The organism is Novosphingobium aromaticivorans DSM 12444 (assembly GCF_000013325.1).
GTDB classification, from domain to species: domain Bacteria; phylum Pseudomonadota; class Alphaproteobacteria; order Sphingomonadales; family Sphingomonadaceae; genus Novosphingobium; species Novosphingobium aromaticivorans.
Genome location: NC_007794.1, coordinates 773,444 through 800,231 on the forward strand (window position 1 = coordinate 773,444; position 26,788 = coordinate 800,231).

Annotated in this window: 23 protein-coding genes; 21 read left to right on the forward strand and 2 right to left on the reverse strand. The window is 63.8% G+C overall.

The window, feature by feature from the left end; all coding sequences use genetic code 11:
• Nucleotides 1-2 precede the first annotated feature (2 nt).
• Nucleotides 3-971, reverse strand: a complete 969-nt coding sequence (locus SARO_RS03655) for a hypothetical protein (protein ID WP_176929293.1) — start codon at nt 969-971, stop codon at nt 3-5.
• A 233-nt stretch (nt 972-1,204) separates the two neighbouring features.
• Here SARO_RS03655 and SARO_RS03660 point away from each other — a divergent pair, with 233 nt between their 5' ends.
• From SARO_RS03660 to fdhD, 6 genes are read left to right on the forward strand one after another with little or no spacing between them, the layout of a single operon-like run.
• On the forward strand, nt 1,205-1,618 hold the full coding sequence (locus SARO_RS03660) for an NADH-quinone oxidoreductase subunit E (RefSeq protein WP_011444393.1): 414 nt from the start codon (nt 1,205-1,207) through the stop codon (nt 1,616-1,618).
• Nucleotides 1,615-3,153 carry a formate dehydrogenase beta subunit gene (locus tag SARO_RS03665; RefSeq protein WP_011444394.1) on the forward strand — a complete coding sequence of 513 codons (1,539 nt, stop codon included), beginning with the start codon at nt 1,615-1,617 and terminating at the stop codon, nt 3,151-3,153. Before SARO_RS03660 ends, SARO_RS03665 begins: the two co-directional genes overlap by 4 nt.
• Nucleotides 3,150-3,683, forward strand: coding sequence for a molybdenum cofactor guanylyltransferase (locus SARO_RS03670; protein ID WP_011444395.1), 534 nt, complete (start codon nt 3,150-3,152; stop codon nt 3,681-3,683). Before SARO_RS03665 ends, SARO_RS03670 begins: the two co-directional genes overlap by 4 nt.
• Nucleotides 3,673-6,531: a formate dehydrogenase subunit alpha gene (gene fdhF / locus SARO_RS03675; RefSeq protein ID WP_011444396.1), complete on the forward strand. Its 2,859-nt coding sequence runs from the start codon at nt 3,673-3,675 to the stop codon at nt 6,529-6,531. The genes SARO_RS03670 and fdhF overlap by 11 nt, the downstream gene beginning before the upstream one ends.
• Entirely contained in the window at nt 6,528-6,794 is a 267-nt protein-coding gene (locus tag SARO_RS03680; RefSeq protein ID WP_011444397.1) for a formate dehydrogenase subunit delta, read from the forward strand. The genes fdhF and SARO_RS03680 overlap by 4 nt, the downstream gene beginning before the upstream one ends.
• On the forward strand, nt 6,775-7,569 hold the full coding sequence (fdhD, locus tag SARO_RS03685; protein WP_011444398.1) for a formate dehydrogenase accessory sulfurtransferase FdhD: 795 nt from the start codon (nt 6,775-6,777) through the stop codon (nt 7,567-7,569). Before SARO_RS03680 ends, fdhD begins: the two co-directional genes overlap by 20 nt.
• Here the strand turns inward: fdhD and SARO_RS03690 are convergent.
• The gene (locus tag SARO_RS03690; protein ID WP_049759302.1) at nt 7,523-7,912 is read right to left on the reverse strand and encodes a response regulator; all 390 of its coding nucleotides are present in this window, start codon (nt 7,910-7,912) and stop codon (nt 7,523-7,525) included. The genes fdhD and SARO_RS03690 overlap by 47 nt on opposite strands.
• 185 nt (nt 7,913-8,097) lie before the next feature.
• On the opposite strand from SARO_RS03690, the gene SARO_RS03695 reads away from it, so the two are divergent.
• From SARO_RS03695 to SARO_RS03765, 15 genes are all read left to right on the forward strand, one after another.
• Entirely contained in the window at nt 8,098-8,841 is a 744-nt protein-coding gene (locus tag SARO_RS03695) for a TonB family protein (protein WP_011444400.1), read from the forward strand.
• 99 nt (nt 8,842-8,940) lie between these two features.
• A complete protein-coding gene (locus tag SARO_RS03700) occupies nt 8,941-11,412 on the forward strand; it encodes a glycosyltransferase family 4 protein (RefSeq protein WP_011444401.1) in 2,472 nt (823 codons plus the stop codon).
• Nucleotides 11,399-12,691, forward strand: coding sequence for a glycoside hydrolase family 130 protein (locus SARO_RS03705; RefSeq protein WP_011444402.1), 1,293 nt, complete (start codon nt 11,399-11,401; stop codon nt 12,689-12,691). The genes SARO_RS03700 and SARO_RS03705 overlap by 14 nt, the downstream gene beginning before the upstream one ends.
• Before the next feature lie 47 nt (nt 12,692-12,738).
• A complete protein-coding gene (locus SARO_RS03710; protein ID WP_011444403.1) occupies nt 12,739-13,779 on the forward strand; it encodes a mannose-1-phosphate guanylyltransferase in 1,041 nt (346 codons plus the stop codon).
• On the forward strand, nt 13,776-14,579 hold the full coding sequence (locus SARO_RS03715; RefSeq protein ID WP_011444404.1) for a class I mannose-6-phosphate isomerase: 804 nt from the start codon (nt 13,776-13,778) through the stop codon (nt 14,577-14,579). The genes SARO_RS03710 and SARO_RS03715 overlap by 4 nt, the downstream gene beginning before the upstream one ends.
• A gap of 119 nt (nt 14,580-14,698) precedes the next feature.
• Nucleotides 14,699-15,892: a glycosyltransferase family 4 protein gene (locus SARO_RS20110; RefSeq protein WP_143004770.1), complete on the forward strand. Its 1,194-nt coding sequence runs from the start codon at nt 14,699-14,701 to the stop codon at nt 15,890-15,892.
• A 278-nt stretch (nt 15,893-16,170) separates the two neighbouring features.
• On the forward strand, nt 16,171-17,451 hold the full coding sequence (locus tag SARO_RS03725) for a glycosyltransferase family 4 protein (RefSeq protein WP_011444406.1): 1,281 nt from the start codon (nt 16,171-16,173) through the stop codon (nt 17,449-17,451).
• 73 nt (nt 17,452-17,524) lie between these two features.
• Nucleotides 17,525-18,622, forward strand: coding sequence for a capsule polysaccharide export inner-membrane protein (locus SARO_RS03730; protein ID WP_011444407.1), 1,098 nt, complete (start codon nt 17,525-17,527; stop codon nt 18,620-18,622).
• Nucleotides 18,622-19,425 (forward strand): ABC transporter permease, encoded by an 804-nt coding sequence (locus tag SARO_RS03735; protein ID WP_011444408.1) that lies wholly within the window; start codon nt 18,622-18,624, stop codon nt 19,423-19,425. Before SARO_RS03730 ends, SARO_RS03735 begins: the two co-directional genes overlap by 1 nt.
• Nucleotides 19,422-20,120, forward strand: coding sequence for an ABC transporter ATP-binding protein (locus SARO_RS03740; protein ID WP_011444409.1), 699 nt, complete (start codon nt 19,422-19,424; stop codon nt 20,118-20,120). Before SARO_RS03735 ends, SARO_RS03740 begins: the two co-directional genes overlap by 4 nt.
• Before the next feature lie 107 nt (nt 20,121-20,227).
• Nucleotides 20,228-21,007 (forward strand): SAM-dependent methyltransferase, encoded by a 780-nt coding sequence (locus SARO_RS03745; RefSeq protein WP_049759306.1) that lies wholly within the window; start codon nt 20,228-20,230, stop codon nt 21,005-21,007.
• A complete protein-coding gene (locus tag SARO_RS20115) occupies nt 20,932-23,328 on the forward strand; it encodes a glycosyltransferase family 4 protein (RefSeq protein WP_083760761.1) in 2,397 nt (798 codons plus the stop codon). Before SARO_RS03745 ends, SARO_RS20115 begins: the two co-directional genes overlap by 76 nt.
• A gap of 83 nt (nt 23,329-23,411) precedes the next feature.
• Entirely contained in the window at nt 23,412-24,248 is an 837-nt protein-coding gene (locus SARO_RS03755) for an FkbM family methyltransferase (RefSeq protein WP_041550081.1), read from the forward strand.
• A gap of 66 nt (nt 24,249-24,314) precedes the next feature.
• Complete coding sequence (locus tag SARO_RS03760; RefSeq protein WP_011444413.1) at nt 24,315-25,586, forward strand: glycosyltransferase family 4 protein; 1,272 nt, start codon at nt 24,315-24,317, stop codon at nt 25,584-25,586.
• 13 nt (nt 25,587-25,599) lie between these two features.
• The gene (locus SARO_RS03765; protein WP_011444414.1) at nt 25,600-26,778 is read left to right on the forward strand and encodes a polysaccharide biosynthesis/export family protein; all 1,179 of its coding nucleotides are present in this window, start codon (nt 25,600-25,602) and stop codon (nt 26,776-26,778) included.
• Nucleotides 26,779-26,788 lie beyond the last annotated feature (10 nt).

Below are 26,788 nucleotides of genomic sequence, written 5' to 3' on the forward strand. Positions count from 1 at the left end.
CGCTAGCCCGTCAGAGCGTGGCGGGCACCGACCGGAGCGGGAATCGCGGCGGCGGTGTCGTTGTGGGAGGCGCTCCAGTTCGCGAGATGCGTCATGGCGTCCTCGATCTCCCACTTGTCCCCCGTGGAGGGATCGACGTATCGCGGCGCCCCGACCAGCGCTCCGTAAACGAGTTGCTCGAGCGAGACCGGCCGGCGGCGCCGGGGCGGGGGAAGTTCGTCGTGGGTCAGGCCCCATCCAGCATAGAAGGGCATGCCGAAGCACCGCACCGGCTTGCCCCATAGCAGCGCTTCAAAGCCAAGCTGCGAGGTGACGGCATAGACCGCGACCGAACGCTGGAGCAGCGGAACAGGATCACAGGCTTCGGTTACCGCAATGACTTGCGGGTTCTCCATTAGTTCGGCGTACTGGCTGCCGGGGCCAAAATGGCCGCTGCGCCCTGCCTGCGATACGTCCGGATGAGTCTTCACGATGACGGGGCGTCCGGGATTTTCGCGCAGGGCAGCGCGTAGCATCGCCCCGAACTCTGCTTCCCCGGCCCCGCCGTGGCGAATGGAGAGATCGCCTGCGGTCTGGTCGGCCACCAGAATGAAATGGTCCGGCAACGGACGCTGCAGGTTTGTCCGGTCGTTGTACTTCGAAAGTCCGCCGGCCTGCCAGGCGGCGATGATGCGACGGGCGCGTTCTGCCTGGCGCGAGGAAATCGGTCGGCTGATGTGGTGCTCTACGAGCGAAGGCACCGAGGCATCGTAATACACACCGGTATCGTCGACGATCAGCGAGATCGGCGGGGCGTGCCGTCCGGCCGAACGCAGGAAGCCGTCCTCGATGAGGACGCAGGGCCTGCCGAGAAGGCGTCCGAGCAGGCTTGCCCTGCGGCCCGAGGCCTTGCGCCCCCAACCGGCAAAGCCCCGCCCCTGGCCGCGCAGAAAGGCGTGGATGTGTCTTATGTGCCGGATGGGCCGGCTCATGATCGTCGCCATCGTGACAGGTTATGCCGGGCCGGGGTGACAGGTCATCGGGAAGCACCTCGGTCCCGGACCTTTCTTGGATGCAGTTTGCTTGCGTTGCGGGGGCGGGATGCAATGTTGCAGTCGCACCTGCTGGCACTCTCGGGCAGACTGGTTCACACACGGTGGCAGGAGTGAAACATCTCCCATTTGTATGTGTTGCTTACAAAACCGCTTGGGAGTATCCTGCGCCAATGGAGAGGTTGGAACAGATCATCGCGTCCCACGCAGGCCGCCAAGGCGCATTGCTGCCGATCCTGCACGATGTGCAGGCGGCGTTCGGGCACGTATCGGAAGATGCGATCCGCGCGGTTGCGTCCGCGCTGAACCTGAGTCGCGCGGATGTGTTCGGCGTGGTCAGCTTCTACCATGATTTCAGGCAGTCGCCCGAGCCGCGCGCCGTGCTCAAGCTCTGCCGCGCCGAAGCCTGCCAGGCGCGTGGCGTCGAAGCGCTGGCCGCGCAATTGCCAGACAATCCCCACGTCAAGATTGAGGCCGTCTACTGTCTCGGGCTGTGCTCGGTGGGGCCGAACGCGATGGCGGAGGGCAAGGTCCACGCGCGGCTGGATGCGTCAAAGCTGGGCGCGCTGGTGGAGTCGCTGGCATGACTGTTGTCCGAATTTCCGATGATGCGCTGGCGCTCGCCTGCGGGGCCGACGAAGTCGCGCAAGCCTTTGTCGCCGCGGGCTGCACGGTGGAGCGTGTCTCTTCCTGGGGGATGCATTGGCTGGAGCCTCTGGCCGAAATCGACGGCCAGGGTTTCGGTCCGCTCGAACCGGCGGACGTGGCGGCGGTGCTCGCTGGAACCTCGGAGAAGGCGGTGGGCCGGATCGAGGATCACCCCTTCATTGCGCGCCAGCAGCGCTTCACTTTTGTGCGGGCGGGCCGGACCCGGCCGCTGAGCCTTGACGACTATGCCGCCAGCGGCGGGTGGCAAGGTCTTGCCAGGGCGCGGGAAATCGGCCCGGTCTCGACGATCGCGCAGGTCACCGAATCCGGCCTTCGCGGGCGCGGGGGCGCGGGGTTTCCGGCGGGGATCAAGTGGACCACGGTTGCAAATGCCTCTGGCGGAACGAAATACATCGTCTGCAACGCCGACGAAGGCGACAGCGCGACCTTCGCCGACCGCATGGTGATGGAAGGCGATCCCTTCATGCTGATCGAGGGCATGGCGATCGCCGGCTTCGCGGTGGGTGCGGGCAAGAGCTATGTCTACATCCGCAGCGAATATCCGCATGCCATTGAAAAGATGGAAAAAGCGGTAAGACTGAGCGCTGCACTGGTCGCCCCTTTCGAAGTCGAGGTGCGGGTCGGCGCTGGGGCCTATGTCTGCGGCGAGGAGACTTCGCTGCTCAATTCGCTGGAGGGCAAGCGCGGCGAAGTGCGGGCCAAGCCGCCGCTTCCGGCGCTTGAGGGACTGTTCGGCAAGCCGACCGTCGTCAACAACGTTCTCACGCTCGCGGCGGTGCCGTTCATCCTCGCCCAGGGCGCCCAAGAGTACGCCAATGTCGGTTTAGGTCGCTCTCGGGGCACGATGCCGATCCAGCTTGCCGGCAACGTCAGGCACGGCGGTTTGTTCGAGGTGGGCTTCGGGATCACGCTGGGCGAACTGGTGAACGAGATCGGGGGCGGGACGGCTTCGGGGCGGCCTGTCCGGGCGGTCCAGGTCGGCGGTCCCCTGGGCGCCTACCATCCGCCATCGGACTTCCACCTGCCGTTCGACTACGAAGCTTTCGCGGCGGCCGACGGCTTGATCGGCCATGCCGGCATCACGGTATTTGACGACACCGCCGACATGAGCGCGCAGGCGCGCTTCGCGATGGAATTCTGCGCGGCGGAATCGTGCGGGAAATGCACGCCCTGCCGCATCGGATCGACGCGCGGCGTCGAGCTGATCGACCGGATCCGCGCCCGCTCCGGCCGCCGCCCCGACCGGGTCGAGGCGCTGCCGCAGATGCACAATGCCCGCAAGGCCGAACGCTCGCTCGCCGACGAGATCACCCTGCTCGAAGATTTGTGCGAGACGATGAAGTTCGGTTCGCTTTGCGCGCTCGGAGGGTTCACGCCCTATCCGGTGCTGTCCGCGCTCAGGAACTTTCCCGAGGATTTTGGCGCCGCTCCGGGCAAGGAAGCCGCCGAGTGATCCTTGGTGCCGTCCTTGCCGGTGGGCGGTCCACCCGCTTCGGCAGCGACAAGGCGCTGGCGGAGCTGGGTGGGCGCACGTTGCTGGCGCGGGCCGTGGAAGCGCTGGAGACGCAGTGCGATGCGGTGGTCGTCGTCGGCCGGGAGACCGCACCCGCGCGGACACTGCCGGACTGGCCGCGCGCCGACATGGGGCCGCTTGGTGGCATTGCCGCGGCGCTCCATCATGCGGCCGATGCGGGGTATGAGGCTGTGCTGACCTGTGCGGTCGACAGCGTCGGACTGGGGGACGACCTGCTGGAACAGCTCGGCCCCGCGCCCTGCTATTGCGAGGACCAGCCGGTCATCGGCCTGTGGCCTGCCAATGCCTCGACCACGCTCGATGCGTTGCTCGAAGGCGAGGGGCGGCATTCGATGCGGGCCTTCGCCGAGACGCTGGGCGCGCGTCCGGTGCGACTCAAGCAATTACCTGCTAATATCAATACACCGGCGGACCTCAGTGCCGCCGAGGAGCGATCCCATGGGTTATGAACGCCAGGCCGATTTCGGCACACCGGAAGTTCGCAGCGAGACCGAGGTCACCTGCTTCATTGACGGACGCGAGGTCACTGTCCCGGCGGGCACGACGGTCATGCGCGCGGCGGCGCTGACCGGGGGCTCGATCCCCAAGCTCTGCGCGACGGACAATCTCAAGCAATTCGGCTCGTGCCGCCTTTGCCTGGTCGAGATCGACGGGATGCGCGGGACGCCGGCAAGCTGCACCACGCCGGTGGCATCGGGCATGAAGGTCCACACCCAGACCCCGCGCCTCGAAAAGCTGCGGCGCGGGGTGATGGAGCTGTACATCTCCGACCACCCGCTCGACTGCCTGACCTGCAGCGCCAACAACGATTGCGAACTGCAGGACCAGGCGGCAGCGGTGGGCTTGCGCGACGTGCGCTTCGGCTATGAGGGCGAGAACCACCTTGGCGCCGCGACCGACACCTCCAACCCGTATTTCGACTTCGACCCTTCCAAGTGCATCGTGTGTTCGCGCTGCGTGCGCGCCTGCGACGAGGTGCAGGGGACATTCGCGCTGACGATCGACGGGCGCGGCTTTGCATCGAAGGTCTCGGCAGGGCTTGGTTCGGACGACTATCTCTCGTCCGAATGTGTAAGCTGCGGCGCCTGCGTCCAGGCTTGCCCGACTGCCACGTTGCAGGAAAAGGCGGTCAAGGAAATCGGGAAGCCCGAGCGCGCGGTGGTCACGACTTGCGCCTATTGCGGCGTGGGCTGCACTTTCCGCGCCGAGATGCGCGGTGAGCAGCTCGTGCGCATGGTGCCGTGGAAGGACGGCAAGGCCAATCGCGGGCATTCCTGCGTCAAGGGTCGTTTCGCCTGGGGCTATGCCCAGCACCAGGAGCGCGTGCTTTCGCCGATGATCCGCGAGTCCATCGACCAGCCCTGGCGCGAAGTTTCGTGGGAAGAGGCGCTTTCCCATACCGCGCGCGAGATCAACCGCATCCGCGAGACCTACGGGCGCAACGCCCTGGGCGGGATAACGTCGAGCCGCTGCACCAACGAGGAGACGTTCCTCGTCCAGAAGCTGATCCGCGCCGGTTTCGGCACCAACAACGTCGATACCTGCGCGCGCGTTTGCCATTCGCCCACCGGCTATGGCCTGAAGACGACCTTCGGCACATCTGCGGGGACGCAGGACTTCGACAGCGTCGAGGACACCGACGTGATCCTTGTGATCGGCGCGAACCCGACCGACGGGCATCCGGTCTTCGCCAGCCGCATGAAGCGGCGGCTGCGCCAGGGTGCGAAGCTGATCGTGATCGATCCGCGCCGGACCGATCTGGTGCGTTCGCCGCATGTCGAGGCGGACTTCCACCTGCCGCTGCGCCCGGGCACCAATGTCGCCGTGCTGACCGCGATGGCCCACGTTATCGTGACCGAGGGACTTGCCGACGAGGCCTTCATCCGCGAGCGTTGCGACTGGGACGAATACCAGCATTGGGCCGAGTTCGTCTCGGCGGCACGCAACAGCCCCGAGTTCCTTTCGCCGGTGATCGGTGTAGGCGCCGACGCCATTCGTGGCGCGGCGCGGCTTTATGCGACCGGCGGCAACGGTGCGATCTACTATGGGCTGGGCGTGACCGAGCACAGTCAGGGTTCCTCGACCGTCATGGCCATCGCCAACCTGGCCATGGCGACCGGCAACATCGGTCGGCGCGGCGTGGGCGTGAACCCGTTGCGCGGTCAGAACAACGTGCAGGGCGCCTGTGACATGGGGTCGTTCCCGCACGAGCTTTCGGGCTATCGCCATGTCTCGGACGCCGAGACGCGCGCCCTGTTCGAGGCAGAATGGGGCGTGCCGATCGACCCCGAACCGGGCCTGCGCATCCCCAACATGCTCGATGCGGCGACCGACGGGGTCTTCAAGGCGATCTACATCCAGGGCGAGGACATTCTCCAGTCTGACCCCGACACCCGCCACGTCGCGGCCGGCCTTGCCGCGATGGAATGCGTGATCGTCCACGACTTGTTCCTGAACGAGACCGCCAACTACGCGCACGTCTTCCTGCCGGGCTCCACCTTCCTCGAAAAGAACGGCACGTTCACGAACGCGGAGCGCCGTATCCAGCCGGTGCGCAAGGTGATGGAGCCGTTGAACGGGTATGAAGACTGGCAGGTGACGCAGGAGCTGGCCCGCGCGATTGGGCTTGACTGGAACTATACCCACCCGTCCGAGATCATGGACGAGATCGCACGGCTGACGCCCACTTTCGCGGGCGTGAACTACAAGCGGCTCGATGCCGAAGGCTCCCTGCAATGGCCCGTCAATGACAAGGCGCCCGATGGCAGTCCGATCATGCACATCGACGGCTTCGTGCGCGGGCGCGGCAAGTTCGTGGTCACCGACTACGTGCCGACCGATGAACGCACCGGCCCGCGCTTCCCGTTGTTGCTGACCACGGGGCGCATCCTGTCGCAGTACAACGTCGGAGCGCAGACCCGGCGCACCGCGAACACGGTGTGGCATCCCGAGGACGTGCTGGAAATGCACCCGACCGATGCCGAGAACCGTGGCGTGAAAACCGGTGACTGGGTGCGCCTTGCCAGCCGCTCGGGCGAGACGACCTTGCGTGCGCTGGTGACCGACCGCGTGGCACCCGGTGTGGTCTATACGACGTTCCACCACCCTGCGACGCAGGCCAATGTCGTGACGACCGACTATTCCGACTGGGCCACCAATTGCCCGGAATACAAGGTGACCGCAGTGCAGGTCACGCCCAGCAACGGGCCGAGCGACTGGCAGGAGGACTACGAGGCGCAAGCAGCCCGTTCGCGCCGCATCGCGGGCCACGAGGGCGCGATGGAGCCCGCCGAATGAGTGCGCATACGGTCGAAAAGCTTGCCTACATGGCCAACCAGATCGCGCGGAACCTCGTCCACGATGACAAGCCGGTGGCGGCGGTTGCCGATCACATCATCGCGTTCTGGACGCCCAGAATGATCGACCAGCTCATCGCGCAGGGCAGCGCGGGCCTCGATTCGGTGGCTGCAGAAGCGATGGCGCGGGTGGCCGACGGTCGTATTCCCGCGCCGCAGACCAGGGCGACCGATCCGGAAGTCCATGGTTCCGATGCCGGTTGACGGCGCACGCCCCTTCGTCCTGCGCGAACATTTCGCCGATGGTGCGGAACCCCGGGCGATAGAGCGCGCCCTGATCGAGGAGGCGCCCGTAGCCGTCGAGATAAACGGGATAGGCTATGCGGTGATGATGGCGACGCCAGTCGACCTCGAGGATTACGCGCTCGGCTTCTGCCTTTCGGAACAGTTGATCGCCTCGCCCGAGGAGTTTCTCTCGGCAGACGCAAGCAGTGTGGATGCGGGGGGCTGGATGCTGAGGATCCAGCTTTCCGCGTCCGGCGCCGGGCCCTTGCTGGAACGTGCACGCCTGCGCCTGTCGGAAGGGAGCTGCGGACTGTGTGGCATCGAGAGCCTGGAGCAGGTCATGCGTCCGCTACCGAGGATCGCGGCGGAGCTTGATGTCGCGCCTGAGGCGATGTTCCGGGCCGTGGAAGCGCTTGGCGGGCACCAGATACTCGGTCGCGAGACGAGAGCGGCCCACGCGGCCGCGCTGTGCGCCACCGATGGCCAAATCGTGCTCGTTCGCGAGGACGTGGGCCGGCACAATGCCTTCGACAAGTTGCTGGGAGCAGCGGCCCGACGTGGGCTGGCGATTGAAGATCACTTCATCCTGCTGACCGCACGATGCAGTTTCGAGCTGGTCCAGAAGGCTGTGGTGGCGGGGTGTCCGCTGCTGGTGACCATCTCTGCGGCTTCGACGCTGGCGGTCGAGCAGGCGCGGTCGCATGGTCTCAGGCTTGCAAGCCTTGCCCGGAGCGACAGTTTGCTCGAAGCCTGAGGCGGTCCATGTTTTCAAGCGCCTGGACGAGGGCAGAAGTATTGACGGGCTTTGCCAGCATGGGGGCTCGTGGCGCGTCGACCTGGTCGTCCAGCGATGAGTGCCCGCTCAGATAGCAGAATGGCACGCCGGCGTGGATGAGGTGCCGTGCCACCGGCACCGAAGTGTCGGCACCACCCAGTGAATAGTCGAGCAGGGCGCAGTCGACGTCGATCTCCTTGATCAGCGCCATTGCCTGCGCGACGGTTGCCGCAGCACCCACGGGTTCGTGACCGAGGTCGACGAGATTTTCCTCAAGAAGCATGGCGAGCAAGGGCTCGTCCTCGACCAGAAGGACACGCATTATCAGTCCTTTGCGCGGCGTTGGTGCGCCCGGAAGGGCGACGGGAACCGGATTGCCGCATCGGTCCGCAGAATACAGCATTCGAACCCTGTCCACCACGCCATGGTCGCAGGCGGGGTGCAGTTCGTCGCGTTTTGGGGCACGGTGGCAGCAGCTTTCCCCGCGCGCAGAGGTTCATGACGGCGATGACGACGCATGATTCGGACGATACGGCGCTCCGTGCCAACCAGCAGGCATTCTCCCGCGACCGTTTCGTGGCCACGGGCCTTGCCCTGGCCCTTCATCTGGGCGTTCTGTGGGTGGTCGTGCTCGGCTTTGGCGGCGTTCCCGCGCTCCTCCCCGAGGTCAAGGACCGGTTCGTCACCCAAACCTTTGACGTACCGCTCGAGAAGCCGCAGCCTTCGCCAAGCCCGACCGCTCCGGAGCCGGCGGGCGCCTCGGGCGAGGAGGGGCGCAAGGCAGTGGCTCGGCCGGTGATCGCCAAGGCACGTGTCCCATCGCGCAAGGAGCTGGCGCCGCCGGTGGCGTCGACCGGCAGGGACAATGCCTCCGGTTCGTCCGACAAGGGCGCTGGCACGGGTGGCGGAGGTGAGGGCCAGGGTACCGGAAGTGGCCTCAGCGGTACCGGTTCGGGAGGCGGGCTCGCCCGCAAGGCAGAGAAGATCGCCGGCGATATCCGCTCGACCCGCGACTATCCGGTCGGCAGCCAGGAGGAGCGCATTGGCAAACGGGTGGTCATCCTGCTGACCGTGGCCGCCGATGGACGGGTTTCCGACTGCCGGATCTATCGTCCGAGTGGCGTGCCAGAAGCCGATGCCGTGACCTGCCGGCTTGCCAGGGAGCGCTTCCGTTTCCGTCCCGCGACTGACGCTTCCGGCAATCCGATCGTCTCCACCTATGGGTGGGAGCAGAGATGGTTCGCACCGTGATGTTGCGGTGCGGCAAGTCACTGTGGGTCAAGAAGAACTGATCTCCTGTCAGGCCTTCTGCCGGCCTTTGAGACGAATGGTGGCGCGACTCGGGACGGAATGCTGCGGCGCGGTGCAACCCTATCGCCGGACGTGCGTTTGTTCATTGATCGTACAGGTTCCGGCACCGGCCGACCTGCTCAGCATTCGGAACACCACAAAGCCATGAAATCCAGCAGCACGACCTATCGACATGCCGACGCCGTGCCTCCCGGTTCGGTTCTTTCGTTCCTGCGTCGCGCCGACGCCGCGGTGTGTCGCCGCATTGCCCTGATCGGCGGCTTCCGTCCCCGCAAATGCGGGATCGCGACCTTCACGACCGACATCTACGAACAACTCGGCGCCCACCATCCCGACGTGGCGGTGGATCTTCATGTGGTGGACGATCCGCTCGCGGTTCATGTCTACGAAGGCGTGCGAGGCATCATCAGGTCGGACCGCCCCGAGGACTATCGCGCCGCTGCGCGGCGGATCAACGAGGATGCGGTGGATGCGGTCTGGCTGCAGCACGAGTACGGCATCTTCGGCGGCGAGGCCGGGGAAATGGTACTCGAACTTGTCGACCGCATAGCTGCACCGCTGATCGTGACGCTGCACACCGTTCTGGCAGAACCCTCGGACAAGCAGCGGGCGGTGCTGGAACACCTGCTACGTCGCGCATCCGGCGTGATGGTCATGTCCGATCATTCCCGGAAGCTGCTTCGGCAGATCTATCGCGTTGACGCCGACCGTATTGCCGTCATCGCGCATGGCGCGCCGGACCGCCCGTTTGGCCGTGAGGAGGAGCACAAGCGTCAGTTCGGGCTGGAAGGGCGTCGCGTGATGATGACGTTCGGCCTTCTCGGTCCGGGCAAGGGGCTCGAAACCGTCATCGAGGCGCTTCCCGCAATTGCCGAGAACCACCCCGACGTGGTCTATCGCATCGTCGGCGCGACGCATCCCAACCTTGTCGCTCGCGACGGCGAGCGTTATCGCGAAGGCCTCATGGAACTTGCCGAACGGCTGGGCGTTGCGGCGAATGTGCAGTGGGATAATCGCTTCCTTGATACCGAAGAGCTGCTCGACCAGCTCGAGGCCTGCGACATCTACCTCACGCCTTACCCCAACATGCAGCAGTCGACGTCAGGCACGCTGAGCTATGCCGTTGCGCTCGGCAAGGCCGTGGTCTCGACGCCGTATGTCCATGCGCGGGAGCTGCTTGCCGAAGGCGTCGGCGTTCTGGTCGAGCCTCGCCAGGCGGATGTCATCGCGGCCGCCGTCAACCGGCTGCTAGACGATCCGCAGGAACTGCGCGCGGTCAAGCGGCGGGCATGGGAAAAGGGCCGAGAGACGATCTGGCCTTGTTTTGCGAGGGGCGCGCGCGATCTGGTCGAGAGCGTAGCGGTGCAGCCGTGTCGTCCCATGCCTCTGCTTGCGACGCCTGGCTTCGCGGGCGTTGCCGCGATGGGCGATGCGACCGGCATCATGCAGCATTCCATCGGAACCGTGCCCGACCGCCGACATGGCTATTGCCTGGACGACAACGTCCGCGCCCTGATGCTCATGGGCGTTGCCGATGCCGTGCCGGTTGCCGAGCGCCAGCGCTGGGCCATGATCTATGCCTCGTTCATCCAGCACGCCTGGAATCCCGACCGGCAGGCCTTCCGCAATTTCATGAACTTCGACCGCACTTGGTGCGAGGACGTCGGCTCGGACGACAGCAACGGGCGCACCGTCTGGGCCCTGGGCGGGGCAATGCGCAACGCACCGGACGAGGGCTTGAGGGCATGGGCGAGCCAGTGGTTCGACATCGCGCTTGCCCCGGTGGCTGCGATGGAGCCGCCCCGTACGGTCGCCTTCGTCATGCTCGGCTGCGCGCAGGCCTTGAAGGCCAATCCCGACCACGCTGCCGCACGGACCAGTCTGGAGCATGGCGCTAACCTGCTTCACGCCCTTCTCGCGTCGTCGCGCAGGCCCGACTGGGCGTGGTTCGAGGCAGTGCTGGGCTATGACAACCCACGCCTGTCGCAGGCTCTGATCGAGGCGGGGACGTTGCTTGGCCGTGAGGACTGGCTGGAAAGCGGCTTGTCCAGCCTGCGCTTCATTTCGTGCCAGCAGGTGTCGGCACAAGGTCACTTTCGCCCCGTGGGCTCCGAAACCTTCGGCCGGGCTTACGAGAACCTGCCCTTCGACCAGCAACCTCTGGAAGCATGGGCTGCGATCGACGCTGCGACAGCAGCGTTCGAGGCGACGGGCGATGAGAACTGGCTGCATCATGCCGAAACGGCCTATCGCTGGTTCTTCGGCGGCAACGATCGCGGGGTTGTGCTTGCAGACATCGCGAGCGGGCGATGCCGGGACGGCGTCACGCCGCAGGGCGTGAATCTCAATTGCGGTGCGGAGTCCATCCTCGCGTTCCAGCTGGCGCATTATTCGATCTGTGCCGTGGCCGGCCGGACTGCCGAAGGGCGTGCAATTCTGGCTGGGCGCACCAGCGAGAAGATTGCGGAACGCATCAATAGCAGGGGTGCTCAACAGCTTGCGGGTGCTTGATCAAAGACTTCACGCCGACCCTTCGCGGGTCGTCCTCAGACCGTTCCACCTTGGTTGGCAGGGGCCGGGCGGGCACGGCGCGCGTGCGGCAAAGCTCGTGGCGGATGTCGTCGCGCTTAGCGAGGACGAGGCGGCCGAGGAATACACGCGCGTTCTCCACGACTTCGAGGAACGCCATTGGCAGACTGAGCAACTGTTCGAGGAGCGCTATGCCGAGATCGAGACCATGCTCGACTTCGATGGCTCGTCGCTGTCGGAGCGTCGCAAGCGCCTGATCGGCGCATACTTCTGCCATGAATATACTTACGCCGCCGCCGCGCTGATGAATCCAAGCATCGTCCAGCATCCGGATCAGTCGGGCATGGGGGAGGGGGCGGTTCGCTTCGTCATGAGCCTGCGGGCAGTGGGTGAGGGGCATATCAGTTCCATCGTGTTTCGCGAGGGAATCGCCTTGCCCGACGGGCAGTTCGAGCTCTGGCCGCAGAGCCACTTTGCAACCGCGATGCAGGCGGATGACAGCATGGCCGCGTGCATTGGCGATGACTGCCCGGTGACCGTTCACCGCCATGCCGAAAGCACCCTTTCGAACAGCGTGATCTTCCCGATCACCGAACAGCAGCGTGGAGGCCTCGAGGACCTGCGTCTTGTGCGGTTCGATCACGGCGGTGGGAATTATGAATGGGTCGGGACCTATACGGCCTATTCCGGCGCCTCGATCCGGTCGGAACTGATGCTCACCCGCGATTTCCGGCGCTTCGTACTTGAACCGATCAAGGGCAAGGCCGGCCGCAACAAGGGCATGGCGCTTTTCCCGCAGAAGATAGGTGGCCAGTTCTGCATGGTCGGTCGCCAGGACGGCAAGAACCTCTTTCTCTTGCGGTCGGATCGGCTGGACTGCTGGGACGACGACGGGACTCTCCTGATGGAGCCGAAGTACCCTTGGGAGTTCGTGCAAATCGGCAATTGCGGCAGTCCGATCCTGACCGAGCATGGCTGGCTTCTGTTCACCCACGGGGTGGGGGCCATGCGCAAGTATGCCCTGGGTTGCGCGCTGCTTGACCGCGACGATCCGTCGCGCGTCATAGCCCGCTCCGCCAAGCCGATCCTTACCGCGATCGACGCCGATCGCTTCGGTTACGTCCCGAATGTGGTCTATACTTGCGGTGCGCTTTTGGTCGGAGAGCAACTCCTTGTGCCCTATGGCATTTCCGACAGCGCAGTGGGTTTCGCTACCACTTCGGTCGCCGATCTGCTGGCAATGATGGTGGATTGTCCCTAGAAGCCGGCCAAAACGGGCGCGCGGCAAAACTCAGATCAAGGCAGCAAATGACCGATACAGTTCCTGTCGTACTATGTGGGGGCAGCGGCACCCGCCTCTGGCCCCGGTCGCGCAAGCAGAAGCCCAAGCCTTTTCTTCCCCTCGTCGGCGAAAACACGCTTTTCGCCCAGACCGTGCTGCGTTGCGGGCGGGATGCCGGCTTTTCGCCGCCTGTCGTGGTAACCGGGGCGGCGCATCTTGCGCATGTCGAGGAGCAGCTTCCGGATCGCGCCAGCACACGGATCATCGTCGAACCGGAAGGCCGCAACACGGCGGCGGCCATCGCCCTGGCGGCACTGTCCTTGCCCGAGGACGCGGTGATGCTGGTCTGTCCGAGCGACCATCACATCGGCGATTGCGAAGCGTTCCAGGCAGCGGCTCGCGAAGCAGTTGCACTGGCGGTCGAGGGCTGGCTGGTCTCCTTCGGCATCGTGCCGACTGCGCCCGAGACAGGGTTCGGCTATCTCAAGCAGGGTGAGCCGATTGCAGGCACTGTCGGGCGAAGGGTCCAGCGCTTTGTCGAGAAGCCCGATCTTGCACGTGCCATGGAATTTCTCGCGAGCGGAGAATATGCCTGGAACGGCGGTATTTTCGCCTTCCGCGCGGGCACCTTCATCGACGAACTCGGCAAGTACCGCCCGGCCATCCTCGCCGCAGTCCGCGACGCGGTAGGCCGGGGCAAGTGGGACGGCATGCGGTTCCACCCCGATGCGGCCGCCTTCTCGCGGGTTGAAAGCGAGTCCGTCGACTATGCGGTCATGGAGAATACCGACAAGGCCGCCATGGTGCCTGCGGTCATGGCGTGGTCGGATATCGGCAACTGGCAGGCGCTCCACGAGGCGCTCGACCGCGACGAACACGGCAACGCCGTTCGCGGTCCGGCGGAACTTCGCGACTGTTCGAACGTCCTGGTGATGAGCGACGGTCCTCGGGTGTCGGTGGTCGGTGCATCCAATCTCGTCGTCGTGGTCGATGGCGACGAAGTGCTGGTGTGCACGCCCGAAGGTGCTCAGTCCGTGGGCAAGTTGTCCGGAGCCGCCAATCAATGACCAAGTTGACCAAGCGTCTGGTGGAGAAGCCGTGGGGCAAGGATACGCTGCCTGCCCCCTTCACCGCGCCCGCAGGAAGCCGGATCGGCGAGGTTTGGTTCGAACCACCCGCAGAACTGCCCTCGGTTCTGGTCAAGTACATCTTCACCAGCGACAAGCTTTCGGTCCAGGTTCATCCATCCGACGCCGAAGCCCGGCAACTGGGCGAGCATGATCGCGGAAAGGAAGAATGCTGGCTGGTGATCGACGCGGAACCCCGGGCAGCGCTCGGCGTGGGGTTTCACAAGCCTGTCGGCATCGATGAGATGCGGCAGGCCGCCCTTGATGGAAGCATCGAGGATCTGCTCGTCTGGCACCCTGTCGTTGCTGGCGATTTCTTCTATATTCCCGCCGGGACGGTCCATGCGATCGGCGCGGGCGTAAGCCTGATCGAGATCCAGCAGAACAGCGACATCACCTACCGCCTCTACGATTATGGTCGTCCGCGCGAACTGCACCTCGATCGGGGCTCCGCCGTGGCCAAGGGCGAGCCTTACGATCCTGCGCTGCGCTTTCACCTGCCGGCCAGCGGCACAGTCGAACTCGCGCGGGGGCCGTACTTCCTGGCACACCGTGTAGATGGCGTCCCCGACGATGCGCTGCTTTCGAAGTATTCCGCCCCGTGTCTCGTCATTCCGCGCGCGGGTACGGTTACCATCGGCGCCGATACCGTCGAAGTGGGGGAATGCGCGGTGGCCGGGGCCGTCACCGACGTCCATTTCGACCCCCAGGGGGCGTGCATACTGGTACGGGCGGCCTGAAGCCGCGCCAGTAGCTTATCCGTTCTGGACGTGATTTCTGTGTAGCGAGGCACTGACCTGCGCCACGCGACATTGTTCTGCAGGGCGCGGCGTCTAAACCGGACCGTCGGTGCCTTGATGTGGCGACGCCCCATGGTCTGGAATGTCGATGTTCGCGCATGCCAACAGTTTGTATTGATTGCAGGTATATAGGTCCTAGGCCCAGCGGTATCGCAAAGGTCGAGGCGGCATTGGTCGAGTTTGCGCCGGAGTTGGCGCCTGAACTTGAATTTCTTTTGCTGAAGAGTCCTTCGGCGCCCCGGCGCCTCAGCCATGCGGCCAATGTGACCGAAGTGGTGGTCGGCGCAGCGGCCAATAGTCCCGCGACCATGTGGTGGTTGCCGAGGATCGTCGATCTCTCAAGGGTCGACTTGTTTCATGCGACCTTCAACATCTTGCCGGCGGGCCTTGCCATGCCCTGCGTGACGACGGTCCACGACATCATGTGGCTGACCCGCCAGGAATGGTGCAATGCTCGTCTTTCGCGTCCGCTCGAACGCCGATTCTACCGGCACGGCATCGCACGCGCGCTCCGGAATTCGGCGGCGGTTGCCACTGTCAGTGAAGCGAGCCGCTCAGAAATTGCGACGCATTTTCCGGACGTTATTTCGCGTCTCCGCGTGACGTCGCCTGGCGTCGGGCCTGCCTATAGCCCTGGGCAGGTAACCAAGGAGCAGCTTGCGGGCCTGGGAATACCCGAGGGCCGCAAGGTGGTGCTCACCGTCGGTCAGTACGTGCCCTACAAGAACCATGAAGGCGCATTGCGCATCTTCGCCAAGGCTTTCGCCGGTCGTGACGATGTCGTGATGGTCTTCGTGCAGCGGTTGTCCCGCAACGCGGAGCGACTGCGGGCGCAGGCGCGTCATCTTGGAATTGCCGATCGCGTGCATTTCCTCGGTGCGCTCGACGACGACGAACTCACTGCGTTTTACCGCAGCGCTTCGGTTTTGTTGCATCCCTCGTTCTGCGAGGGCTTCGGCCTGCCCCTCGCCGAAGCGATGGCCTGCGGTTGTCCCGTTGTTGCCTCCGATTGCTCCGCGATGCCCGAAGTGCTTGGCGACGCGGGTATGCTGGCGCCGGTCAATGATGAGGGCGCTCTGGCGCAGGCATTGCGGCGCGTGGTGGATGACGCGGTCCTTGCCCGACGCCTCGGTCGCGCAGGCATGGCCCGCGCCGCGAACATGCGTTGGCGCGAATTCGCGCGTGCGAACGTGGACATCTACCGCGAAGTGCTCAGGAACGCTCAGCGGAGTTCCGAATTTGCGCGGCCTTAATGAATTGCAGTAGAAGTTTACCTCAATAAAATAATATCCATTTTGGAAGAAAAATTCCATCCAAAGTTAAGTTCAATGCGGAGCTAAAAGTACGGATTCGCGTCAAAGACTCCAGTGGACGTTCATGTCATTGTATGGCTTTAGAGTTCTTCAATGAACGATGTGGTCTATTCAATGGATGAACGAGGATCGCAGGTGCTGGATCGGTATGAATACCAAGGGTCACTGAAGGTCGATCTTGCGGTCCAGTACCCCCACCTCGCTGATGCGGCAGCAGGATGATCTCGCGCGAGTTTTTGCTGGACGTCAGTCGTCTCGTCTGGCGCAACTGGTCGCATCGTCTGGCTACCGGGATCGACCGGGTCTGCTATGCCTATCTACGCAACTTCGGTCCTCGATCCCAGGCGGTCGTGCAGTACCGCGGCGTTGCCCGCATCCTGACCGAGCGGCATTCCGACGAACTGTTCGAAACGCTGCTCGAGCCGGACGAGGTGTTCCGGCGCAGGCTTTCCCTGCTGGCGCCCCGCGCGCTTGCCGCCTCGGCTCGCGCTGTCGATGGCCGGGGTACGTTCTACATCAACGTCGGGCACACGGACATCGACCTGTCACGCCTGCTCGGATGGACCAGGCGTTCGCGCGTCAACCCGATCTATCTGATTCATGATCTGATCCCTCTCACGCATTCGGAGTTCTGCCGCTCGGAAGCGATCGAGCGTCATCGTGGGCGCGTGGTCAATGCCCTGTTCTCTGCTGCGGGCGTGATCGCCAATTCACGTGCCACTGCTGCCGAGTTGGAGTTGTACGGCCGCAGTCACGGCATTCCGCTGCCGCCGATCACGTCGGCATGGCTTGCGGGAGCGCGCCTTGCGCAGGACGACGTTGTCCCCCTCAAGAGCGGGCGGCACTTCGTCTGCGTGGGAACGATCGAGGGGCGCAAGAACCACTTCATGCTGCTCCAGGTCTGGCAGCGGCTGGTCGAACGTCTCGGACCGGCCGCGCCCAAGCTCGTTCTCATCGGCCAGAAGGGCGCCGAGGCCGCACACGTCGAGAGCATGCTCGAACGCGGCCGGGGCATGAGCGACCACGTAGTGATCCTTTCGCATTGCCCCGACGAGGAACTGGGGCGCTGGATACGTACCGCACGGGCGCTCTTGCTGCCTTCATTCGCCGAGGGGTTCGGGCTCCCGGTGATCGAGGCCATGGAACTCGGCACTCCGGTCATTGCCAGCGATCTTCCCTGTTTTCGGGAGATCGGCGTCGGCATTCCCACTCTTCTCGATCCGCTCGACGCTGTCGCTTGGGAGCGCACGATCCTATCCTTCCTCGACCTCTGCCCCGAGCGTGCGCGCCAATTGCGTATGCTGAAGGAATATAGCGCGCCGACGTGGGGCGGCCATTTCGCCCAGGTGGAGTCATGGCTTGAGGAACTGAGGACGGTACGGCGTCCTTTCATGTTCCATCCTGGCCCGGACAGACGGTCCACGCCCGTGGTCGTTCGGCGTGACGGCGCAGAGCGTCATGCCCCAGACCGCCTGCAAACCTCCCGGCCCGAACGATGAAGGCCAAGGCACGACGCAAAGCCGTCGGTCCGGCCTGCCGCGAACGTAATCCTTGAAAGAGCCGAACATCAACGTGTCAAACCGAATTCCTGCCGCTGGACGCCTGTTCTGGGCAGTGGTCGTCCTGCCCACGCTGCTGGCGGTTCTCTACTTCGGCCTGCTCGCCTCCGACCTCTACACATCGGAGGCCAGTTTCGTCGTCCGGAGTCCGGACAAGCCCGCTGCCTCGGCCCTCGGCGCCGTCCTCGGGGCGGGGGGCATCGCAACGTCGGGCGACAAGAGTTACGCGGTCGTGGAATACGTCCGCTCGCGCGATGCCTTGCGCGACGTAAACCATGATGGGGCAGTGATCCGTGCCTATGGCGGCGACGGTGTGTCGATCTTCGACCGCTTTGGCGGGCTGATGCGCGGCAGGACGTCCGAGCATCTCCACGAATACTTCGCTGGCAAGGTGACGGTCGAGTTCGACACTGCGACGCAGGTTACCCGGCTTGCGGTAAGGGCCTTCTCTCCTCGTGATGCGCAGTTGATCGGCCAGCGTCTGCTCAACGGCGCCGAGCAACTGGTGAACCGCCTGAACGAGCGGGCGCAGCGCGATATGGTCCGCTTCGCGCAGGCCGAAGTCGAAGAGGCCAAGGTTCGCGCCCGTGCTGCGGCCGATGCTCTCTCCCGCTTTCGCAACGCCCGCCGCATCCTTGATCCGGAGAAGGAAGCTGCAGTCCGTCTGCAGATGATCTCCAAGTTGCAGGACCAGCTCATCGCCTCGCGGACGCAGCTTGCCCAGATCGCGCGATATACGCCGGACAATTCTCAGATTCCGGCCCTGAGTGTCCAGGTCAGTGCGCTCGAGGCCGAAATCGCGGACCAGACTGGAAAGATCGCCGGCCAGCCCGGTTCACTTTCTGCAGACGCCGCCCGTTACCAGGCACTCAGGCTCGATGCGGATGTGGCGGACAAGCAACTGGCTGTGGCGCTGGCCGGCCTTCAGGATGCCGTCAACGACGCGAGGAAGAAGCAGACCTATGTCGAGCGTATCGCGGCGCCGAGTTTGCCCGACTATCCGCTGGAACCTCACCGCCTGAAGGCGATCCTCGCGACCTTCGTGCTGGCGCTCGTTGCCTGGGGCGTGTTGCGGACGCTTATCGCGGGTATCCGCGAGCACCACGACTGATGATGCCGGCAGTGGCCCCCCCTTCCTCGTTTGCACATAGCCTGCACGTGCAGGGGCGCATCCTGCGTGCGCTTTTCATGCGCGAGGTGCTGACGCGGTACGGGCGGCACAATATCGGGTTCCTCTGGCTCTTCGTGGAACCGATGATCTTCACGCTGGGCGTCACCGCGCTGTGGACGGCGACCAAGTCCGTGCATGGCAGCGACCTGCCGATCGTCGCCTTTGCCCTGACCGGCTATTCCAGCGTATTGCTCTGGCGCAACATGCCCGGGCGATGCATCGGTGCGCTGCAAGGAAGCCTGTCGCTCCTCTACCATCGCAACATCAGGGTCCTCGACGTCTACGTCGCGCGCCTCATGCTCGAGTTCGGCGGCGCGACCATCTCGTTCGTGACGCTTGGAATGCTGTTCATTTCGCTCGGCTGGCTCGAGCCTCCGCAGGATGTGCTCGAAGTCGTCTGCGGCTGGCTGATGATCGCATGGTTCGGTTCTGCCCTGGCAATCTGGCTTGGCGCGCTCTCGCACGAGAACGAGATCGTCGACAAGCTGTGGCACCCCGCCTCATACCTGATCTTCCCGCTGTCAGGGTCGGCATTCATGGTCGACGCCTTGCCCAGGGTGGCGCAGGAAATCGTGCTCTACATCCCGATGGTCCACGGGGTGGAGATTGTGCGCGAGGGCTACTTCGGGGCTCGCGCCCGGGCGCATTACGACCTGGGCTATGTACTACCTCTCAGCCTCCTGCTGACCGGCCTTGCTCTGCTCGAGATCCGCAAGCTTGCGGCGCGGGTGGTGCCCGAATGATCAGCGTGCGCGATCTCCGCAAGGTGTACACGACGCGGTTCGGCAAGAAGCTCGTGCTCGACGGCGTCAGCTTCGACCTGAACAAGGGAGAGCGCCTTGGCGTCCTCGGGCGAAACGGGGCAGGCAAGTCCACCATGGTCCGCCTGGTCAGCGGGGCTGAGCGGCCGACCTCGGGTTCGATCGACCGGCGCATGTCGGTGTCGTGGCCGCTCGCCTTTGGCGGGGCGTTCCAGTACAACCTCACCGGGCTGGACAACATCCGTTTCATCAGCCGCATCTATGATCAGGATTTCGAGCGCAACCTCGCCTACGTCGAGGAGTTCGCCGAGCTTGGTCCCTACATGCGCGAGCCGCTTAGGTCCTATTCTTCGGGAATGAAGGCGCGGTTGGCGTTCGCGATCTCCATGATCATCGAGTTCGATTGCTTCCTGATCGATGAGATCGCCTCGGTTGGCGATGCCCGTTTTCACGACAAGTGCAATCACGAGCTGTTCGAGCGGCGGGGCGACCGGGCGATGATCATCATCTCGCACGACGCGGCTTACGTCCGCGACCACTGCACGCGCTGGGGCGTGCTCCATGACGGGAGGCTCGAACTCTACGGCGATTTCGAGGTCGCATACGCCGACTTCAAGGAACTCATCGGCTGGAAGCCCCCGCCGGGCTGGCCCTTTGTGGAACCGACAACTGCATGACCTTGCTGCCGCTGTATCCCTTTTGGCGTATTTTTGCCGGCGCTCGCGTAGCTCGCGGCGCTCCCTCGTTCGCGCGACCGGTTTCGCAGGCCTGTACCCAGGCTCAGATGAACGATCCGGCCTACCTGCGTTGGTGCGAGGCCATGCACGAGCAGCCGAGTACCCACCGCAAGCAGTGGGAGTTCTGCTATATCCTTCAGGCACTGGCGACGCACGGAGGGATGACTCCGGGCATGCGAGGTCTCGGGTTTGGCGTAGGGGACGAGCCGCTTACCGGCCTCTTCGCATCGCGCGGGATCGAGATCGTCGCGACTGACCTCGACCTCCAGAGTGCGGCGGAGCAGGGCTGGGTCGACACGGACCAGCATGCCCGCAACAAGGAAGCGCTGAACGGGCGCGGCCTGTGCGAGCCTGCCGCATTCGACAGGCTGGTCCAGTTCCGCTTCATGGACATGACGGCGATTGACGAGGATCTTCGCGATTTCGACTTCTGCTGGTCGGCCTGTGCGCTGGAGCATCTTGGCTCGATCGGGCAGGGCCTGCGCTTCATCGAGGATTCGCTGGAGTGCCTGAAACCGGGCGGCGTCGCCGTGCACACCACCGAATACAACTGCGGGTCCGACATCGAGACGCTGGACAATGCGTCGACCGTTCTTTTCCGCAAGCGCGACTTCATCCGCCTTGCGCGGAGATTGCGCCGCCGCGGCCATGATGTGGTTCTGAACTTCGACACCGGGGACCAGCCGCTCGACCTGCACATCGATGTCCCGCCCTACAGTCAGGACAAGCACCTGAAGCTCCAGATCGCCCAATGGGTGACCACGTCGTTCGGGATGATCGTCAGGAAAAGGGGCCGGAATCCGCTGGCTTCGAAGTTCGGAGCCTGATGCCGATGGTTCTGCCCGACATCCTGAACCCGGACTACCAACGAGCGCGAGGGGACGCAGCCCGCGATGCCGGCGACTGGTTGGCCGCAGCGAAGTGTTACTCCCGCTACCTGCGCTTTCGGCGGCGGGATGCCGGGATATGGGTTCAGCTTGGCAATGTGCTCAAGGAATGTGGCCGTTTTCAGCAAAGCGAACGGGCATACCTCCGGGCGATGCGGCTGGGGCTCAATGATTCCGATCTGCATTTGCAGTTGGGGCACCTGTCCAAGGTGCGCGGCCAGGCGGGTTCTGCCCGGCACCACTACCTGACAGCCATTCGCCGCCAACCGATGAGCGTCGATGCCTTCGAGGAACTTGTGAAGATGGGACTTGAGGCTGAAGCCAACACGATCCTCCTGACCGAGCGGAAGACCGGGGAGGAGCCGGGGGAGATGCTGATCTTCGATGTGTCAGACCTGATCTATTACGTCGGGCATCACGACAACCTTTCCGGCATACAGCGGGTCCAGTGCTGCATAATCCAGGCGATCGTGAAGTATGGGTTGAAACCGCTCGATCAAATCGGTTTCATTTCATTCAACAGGCGATCGAACGGGTTCATGATGCTCGACCGTACGAGGTTCCTCGCCTGGCTTGACGATTTGTCGTTGCCGCCGGAGCAGCGCTGCGTTCCGTTCGATGTCGCCGAGGCGCGGGAGGGTCGAATTTTTCCGATGGGGCCGCTGGCTGCGTTCATCCAGCCTGAGCGCACCACCCTGGTCCTGCTGGGCGCCGCATGGGTGACACCCGATTACCCCACCAAGATCGCCAATTTAAAGCGCTTGTTTTCAGCGCGCTTTGTCATGGTGTTCCATGACTTCATACCGATCTTCGCAAAGGAGACTTGCGACCAGGGGACGGTCGAAGTCTTCAAGGAGTTCATCGATCAGATACTGCCGATCACGGACGTGGCGCTGTGTGTTTCGCGGAACACACGGGATGACCTGCACCGCTATTGCGCCAACGCTGGAATATGCGCGCCGCCGGCATTGGTGACGCGCCTCGGGTCCGGATTTCATGAATTCTTCCCCGAAGTTTCCGACCGGTCTGCACTGCCCGTGCCGGCAGGCCGCAGGGGAACGCCCTACGTCCTGTTCGTCTCGACCATCGAAGGGCGCAAGAACCACCAATACCTGTTCGATGTCTGGGACGAACTCGCCAGGCGAGGCGTCGACACGCCCCGGATACTGTGTGTCGGCAGGCTCGGCTGGCGGGCTGAACCCGCCATCATCAAGCTCATTGAGACGGACTATCTGGGCGGAAAGGTCGAAATCCGGGAGGACGTCAGCGATATCGAGCTCAAGGCCCTCTACGAAGGTGCGCTGTTCACCGTCTACCCAAGCATTTATGAGGGTTGGGGGCTCCCCGTCAGCGAAAGTCTCGCGAACGGCAAGGTCTGCGTTCTGGCGGATCGCACCTCTCTTCCGGAAGTCGCGGGAGAATTCGGGGTCTATGTTCCCCTTGATGATCCTGCCGCCGCGGCAGACGTTGTTGCGGAGCTTTTGTCCCGCCCTGGCGAACTTGCGCGGCGCGAGGAGGCAATCCGCGAGAAATTCCAGCATACGAGCTGGCGCATCGTGGCCGAGGTGGCCTTGCAGGGCTGCACGCTGGCGCGAACCAATCCCGTCCGGTCGGCGTTGCCCACCGTCAGGGCCGCGGTCGAATACCCGGTTCGCAGTTTGCGGATGTCGACGCAGGGGTTGATGGGTAGCGCAATGATGGATGCGCTTGAGCAGGCGCATGCCGCATTGATTTTACCCGGTAGCGTCAAGTCGGCGCACAAGGTCTCCGGGCTGCTGTGTCGCAACTCGGACTGGTACGCGCCTGAAGATTGGGGAAGCTGGGCAAGGGCGCGAAAGGCTCGCGTCCAGTTCGCGGTCGAAGCGTCCGAATTCGATGGCGAGGATGAAGTCCTCATCTACCTGGCGCTGCGCTTCCTTGAGCCGGCATTGCCTGCGACCGTGCGTATCACCTTGAGTGGTTGCGGTCGATCGCACCGCCAACAGGTGCGTACGGAAGAGGCCATGATGGTCTGGCCGGTCCATGCTCGGGATTTTGGCAGTGCCATCGCCTCAGACAGCGACAGGCTCGCCTTGGAATTGCAGCTCGAAATCGTCGGGATGGACGCTTCTGTCGAGGCCGCGTGCCGCACCATGGATTCGCGGGAACTGGTGTTCGGGCTGCGCAGCTTCTGCATAGTGAAAGGCAGCGACACCGTGCAGCGGCTGAGAATTGCCGAAAGGCAGGGCTACCGGTCGACAGTTGGCATGGGAGAGGCTTAATGCTCAGTCGAGACTGCGTAGAGTGGGGTTATCGACTGATACTTGGTCGTGACCCGGAGTCCGAGGGCGTCATTTCGGAAAAGATGACGTGCGAAGACTATCGTGATTTGTCAGGTCAGCTCATCTATTCGGACGAGTTCATCTCGAAGCAGCCAAGTTTCATGCCCCCACTCAACAAGTGGGTCATGGCTGAGAGCGAACTGGGCTTCAAGATCTGGGTCAACCTCGCCGACACCGCGATATCCTGGGAAATTCTCAGAAACCGGTTCGAGAGCGCAGAAGTTGCCTTCGTGAAATCCCACATCCGCGAGGGGGATGTCATCATCGACATCGGAGCCAACATCGGCTTCTTTTCGATGCTGTTTTCCAAGCTCGTTGGCCCGACCGGCCGCGTCATCGGATTTGAACCGATGCCCTTCCTGTTCGAGCGCGCTGCCATGTCCGCGCGCGAGAACAACTTTGACCGGTGTGAAATCCACAACGTTGCCCTCGCCAGCGAAGCGGGCATCGCTCATCTCGTCTACGCCCCCGGTTCACCGAACTGGGGCGGGTCGTTCCTCTCTTTCGGCGGTTCCATTCTCCCTGACCACGCGGCAGTTCCCGTGTCGGTCCAGCCGCTGGCGAAATATGTCGGCGATCTGGACGTCAAACTGGTGAAGATCGATGTCGAGGGAGGGGAGTTTTTCGTAATTTCGAGCGCTCTGGATTTCTTCAGGCGTGCCAGGCCGATCATTCTGTCGGAAATCCATTCAGACCAGCTTCGTCGTGTAAGCGGCGTATCTGCGAAGCAATACGTCACGCTGATCGCGAGTGCCGGTTACGATTGCTTCGAGTTGAAGGACGAGGGAGGCCTGGGGAAGCAGTTGACAGGCGACGAAGAGATAACGGTGACGAACGTGGTGTTCCTGCCCAATGGCTGAAGCCTCTATCGCCAACAGCCACAACTCTCGCCCCCCGGCTTTCCTGCGGTGCAGGCGGCACGGTCGATGAGGGTCGCCATCGACGCATTCAACATCGCGCTTGCGCACGGGACCGGGGTTGCAACCTATGGGCGCACCCTGGCGTCCGCTGCCGCCGGACTGGGGCATGAGGTGAACGTCCTGTTCGGTGCCGGTGCCGGGTACTCGAAGGTTCCGCTCCTCAACGAGATTGCGCTTGCCGAAGTTGGTGCGGTTTCAGCACGGGGCCCTTCACGCGCGGCATTGGCTCGCGGGATCGCGCGCGGTCTTGCCGGTGCGCGTCCGGCGCACGACTTGCCAATTTCTGGGCAGGTCATTCTGCCTCCAGGCCTCAGGCTGGATGCCAGGCGTCACTCGAACGTACCGAACCTCTTCAAGGCCGCAGATCTCGGGTTTCGTGCGGCAGGCGCTTTCTCCAAGGTGAAGGTGCCCGGCACCGATCTGGCGCACTGGACGTATCCGCTGCCGCTGAAAATGGTCGGTGCCCGCAACGTGTATACGCTGCACGACCTTGTCCCGCTGCGTCTGCCCTACACCACAGCGGATGTGAAACACGCCTATTACCGCTTGTGCCGACGGATCGCGCGCGACGCGGATCATATCCTTACCGTGTCGGAATGCTCGCGCCGCGACATCGTCCGGTTGCTGGGCGTCGATGAAGATCGCGTTACCAACCTCTACCAGACGAGCGATATCGCCGATGCCATCGCTGGTGTGAGCGAAGACTTCGTTGCTCGCTACGTCGAGGGTCTGCTTGGTGTCGGCATGCGCGAATACTTCCTCTTCTTCGGCGCAATCGAACCAAAGAAGAACGTGGCACGCCTGATCGAGGCATTTTTGGCAAGCGCAGTGCAATCCCCGCTGGTGATCGTTGGCGGGGCGGGATGGGGCGGCGAACAGGACGTGAAGCTGCTCAAATCCTTGGCCGGGATGGACACGCGCAAGCGCATCGTCTGGCTGGGGTATCTCCCGCGTCAGATGCTGGCCATGTTGATCGCAGGCGCAAGAGCCACGGTGTTCCCGTCGCTCTACGAAGGCTTCGGGCTGCCCGTTCTTGAATCGATGGAACTGGGCACACCTGTCATCACGAGCAATGTCTCGTCCCTGCCCGAAGTTGCCCAGGATGCGGGATTGCTTGTCGATCCGTACGATGTTCGCTCGCTCGCGACGGCTTTCCTGCAACTGGATGCCGACCCGGGCCTGCGCAGTCAAATGTCCATGCGTGGGCGCGAAGTGGCTGCCGGCTTCAGTGCCGAAGCCTATCGGGGGCGGCTCGCGGACTTCTATGCCAAGTTCTGATGGTGAAATGACGATGACCATGTGCTCCGGCCTCTCCCGCTGGTCCGTTCTTTTGGCCGCTGGCTCCACCTTGCTAGCGGCACTGTCCGGATGCAGCTCGCTCGGTTCTTCCGGCCCAAGCGCGCGGAAGATCAATTCCGTAGAGAATGCGCAGGAACACGGCATTGCCGTCGTCACGCTCGACGGCGCTCAGCTTTCCAGGCTCGACGCGCTTGCCGCCAGCCAGTCGTTTTTGGACGTTCTCGGCGATTTTCCTGCCGATCCCACGGTTATCGGTCCGGGCGATTCCGTCGATGTCTCGATGTGGGAGGCACCGCCGGCGGTTCTGTTCGGCACCGCCGTCCCGATGAGCCGCGACGGCGGCGGATCGCTGGTTCAGGGTGTGAACTTGCCGCAACAGATGGTCGCGGCGGATGGCCGGATCACCGTCCCGTTCGTCGGGCCTGTTGCAGTGGCCGGGCGCCAGACCCGCGATGTCGAGCGGGAGATCGCCGCGCGCCTTCGCGCCAAGGCGCACGATCCGCAGGTTGTCGTGAGGCTTGCCCAGAACGAGACGCGCAACGTCACCGTCATGGGCGAGGTCGCGGCAAGCCGCCGCATCGCGCTCACTCCACGGGGCGAAAGGCTGCTCGATGCGCTCGCTTCGGCGGGTGGAAGCCGGCAACCCGTGGGCAAGACCATGGTTCAGATCACGCGCGGGACGACCACCGCCAGCATGCCGCTCGACAAGGTCATCCGCGATTCTCGCCAGAACGTGCGGCTGCGCCCTGGCGACGTCGTGACGGCCCTGTACCAGCCCTTCAGCTTTACTGCGCTGGGTGCAAGCAATCTCAACGCCGAGATTCCGTTCGAGGCTACCGGCATCACGCTGGCCCAGGCGCTCGGCAGGGTAGGCGGGCTTCGGGATGACCGCGCGGACGTGCGCGGTGTTTTCATTTTTCGCTACGAAAGGCCCGAGGCGCTGGATGGCGCTGCAAGGGTCGGACCGTTAACGCGAGAGGGAAGGGTGCCGGTCGTCTATCGCCTCGACATGAGCGAACCGGCAGGGCTGTTCCTCGCCCGCAACTTTTTCATCGACGACAAGGATATCGTCTACGTCTCCAACGCGCCCTTGGCCGACTTGCAGAAGTTCATGAACATGGTTTCCTCGGCGACGTTCTCCGTCATCGGCATTACCAACGCCGTGCAGTGATGGGCCGTCA

Coding starts and splice junctions, on each gene's coding strand:
- SARO_RS03655 (WP_176929293.1), bottom strand. CDS start 971: ATGAGCCGGCCCATCCGGCACATAAGACACATCCACGCCTTTCTGCGC.
- SARO_RS03660 (WP_011444393.1), top strand. CDS start 1,205: ATGGAGAGGTTGGAACAGATCATCGCGTCCCACGCAGGCCGCCAAGGC.
- SARO_RS03665 (WP_011444394.1), top strand. CDS start 1,615: ATGACTGTTGTCCGAATTTCCGATGATGCGCTGGCGCTCGCCTGCGGG.
- fdhF (WP_011444396.1), top strand. CDS start 3,673: ATGGGTTATGAACGCCAGGCCGATTTCGGCACACCGGAAGTTCGCAGC.
- SARO_RS03680 (WP_011444397.1), top strand. CDS start 6,528: ATGAGTGCGCATACGGTCGAAAAGCTTGCCTACATGGCCAACCAGATC.
- fdhD (WP_011444398.1), top strand. CDS start 6,775: ATGGTTCCGATGCCGGTTGACGGCGCACGCCCCTTCGTCCTGCGCGAA.
- SARO_RS03690 (WP_049759302.1), bottom strand. CDS start 7,912: ATGCGTGTCCTTCTGGTCGAGGACGAGCCCTTGCTCGCCATGCTTCTT.
- SARO_RS03695 (WP_011444400.1), top strand. CDS start 8,098: ATGACGACGCATGATTCGGACGATACGGCGCTCCGTGCCAACCAGCAG.
- SARO_RS03700 (WP_011444401.1), top strand. CDS start 8,941: ATGCTGCGGCGCGGTGCAACCCTATCGCCGGACGTGCGTTTGTTCATT.
- SARO_RS03710 (WP_011444403.1), top strand. CDS start 12,739: ATGACCGATACAGTTCCTGTCGTACTATGTGGGGGCAGCGGCACCCGC.
- SARO_RS03715 (WP_011444404.1), top strand. CDS start 13,776: ATGACCAAGTTGACCAAGCGTCTGGTGGAGAAGCCGTGGGGCAAGGAT.
- SARO_RS03725 (WP_011444406.1), top strand. CDS start 16,171: ATGATCTCGCGCGAGTTTTTGCTGGACGTCAGTCGTCTCGTCTGGCGC.
- SARO_RS03735 (WP_011444408.1), top strand. CDS start 18,622: ATGATGCCGGCAGTGGCCCCCCCTTCCTCGTTTGCACATAGCCTGCAC.
- SARO_RS03740 (WP_011444409.1), top strand. CDS start 19,422: ATGATCAGCGTGCGCGATCTCCGCAAGGTGTACACGACGCGGTTCGGC.
- SARO_RS03745 (WP_049759306.1), top strand. CDS start 20,228: ATGAACGATCCGGCCTACCTGCGTTGGTGCGAGGCCATGCACGAGCAG.
- SARO_RS20115 (WP_083760761.1), top strand. CDS start 20,932: ATGGGTGACCACGTCGTTCGGGATGATCGTCAGGAAAAGGGGCCGGAA.
- SARO_RS03755 (WP_041550081.1), top strand. CDS start 23,412: ATGACGTGCGAAGACTATCGTGATTTGTCAGGTCAGCTCATCTATTCG.
- SARO_RS03760 (WP_011444413.1), top strand. CDS start 24,315: ATGAGGGTCGCCATCGACGCATTCAACATCGCGCTTGCGCACGGGACC.
- SARO_RS03765 (WP_011444414.1), top strand. CDS start 25,600: ATGACCATGTGCTCCGGCCTCTCCCGCTGGTCCGTTCTTTTGGCCGCT.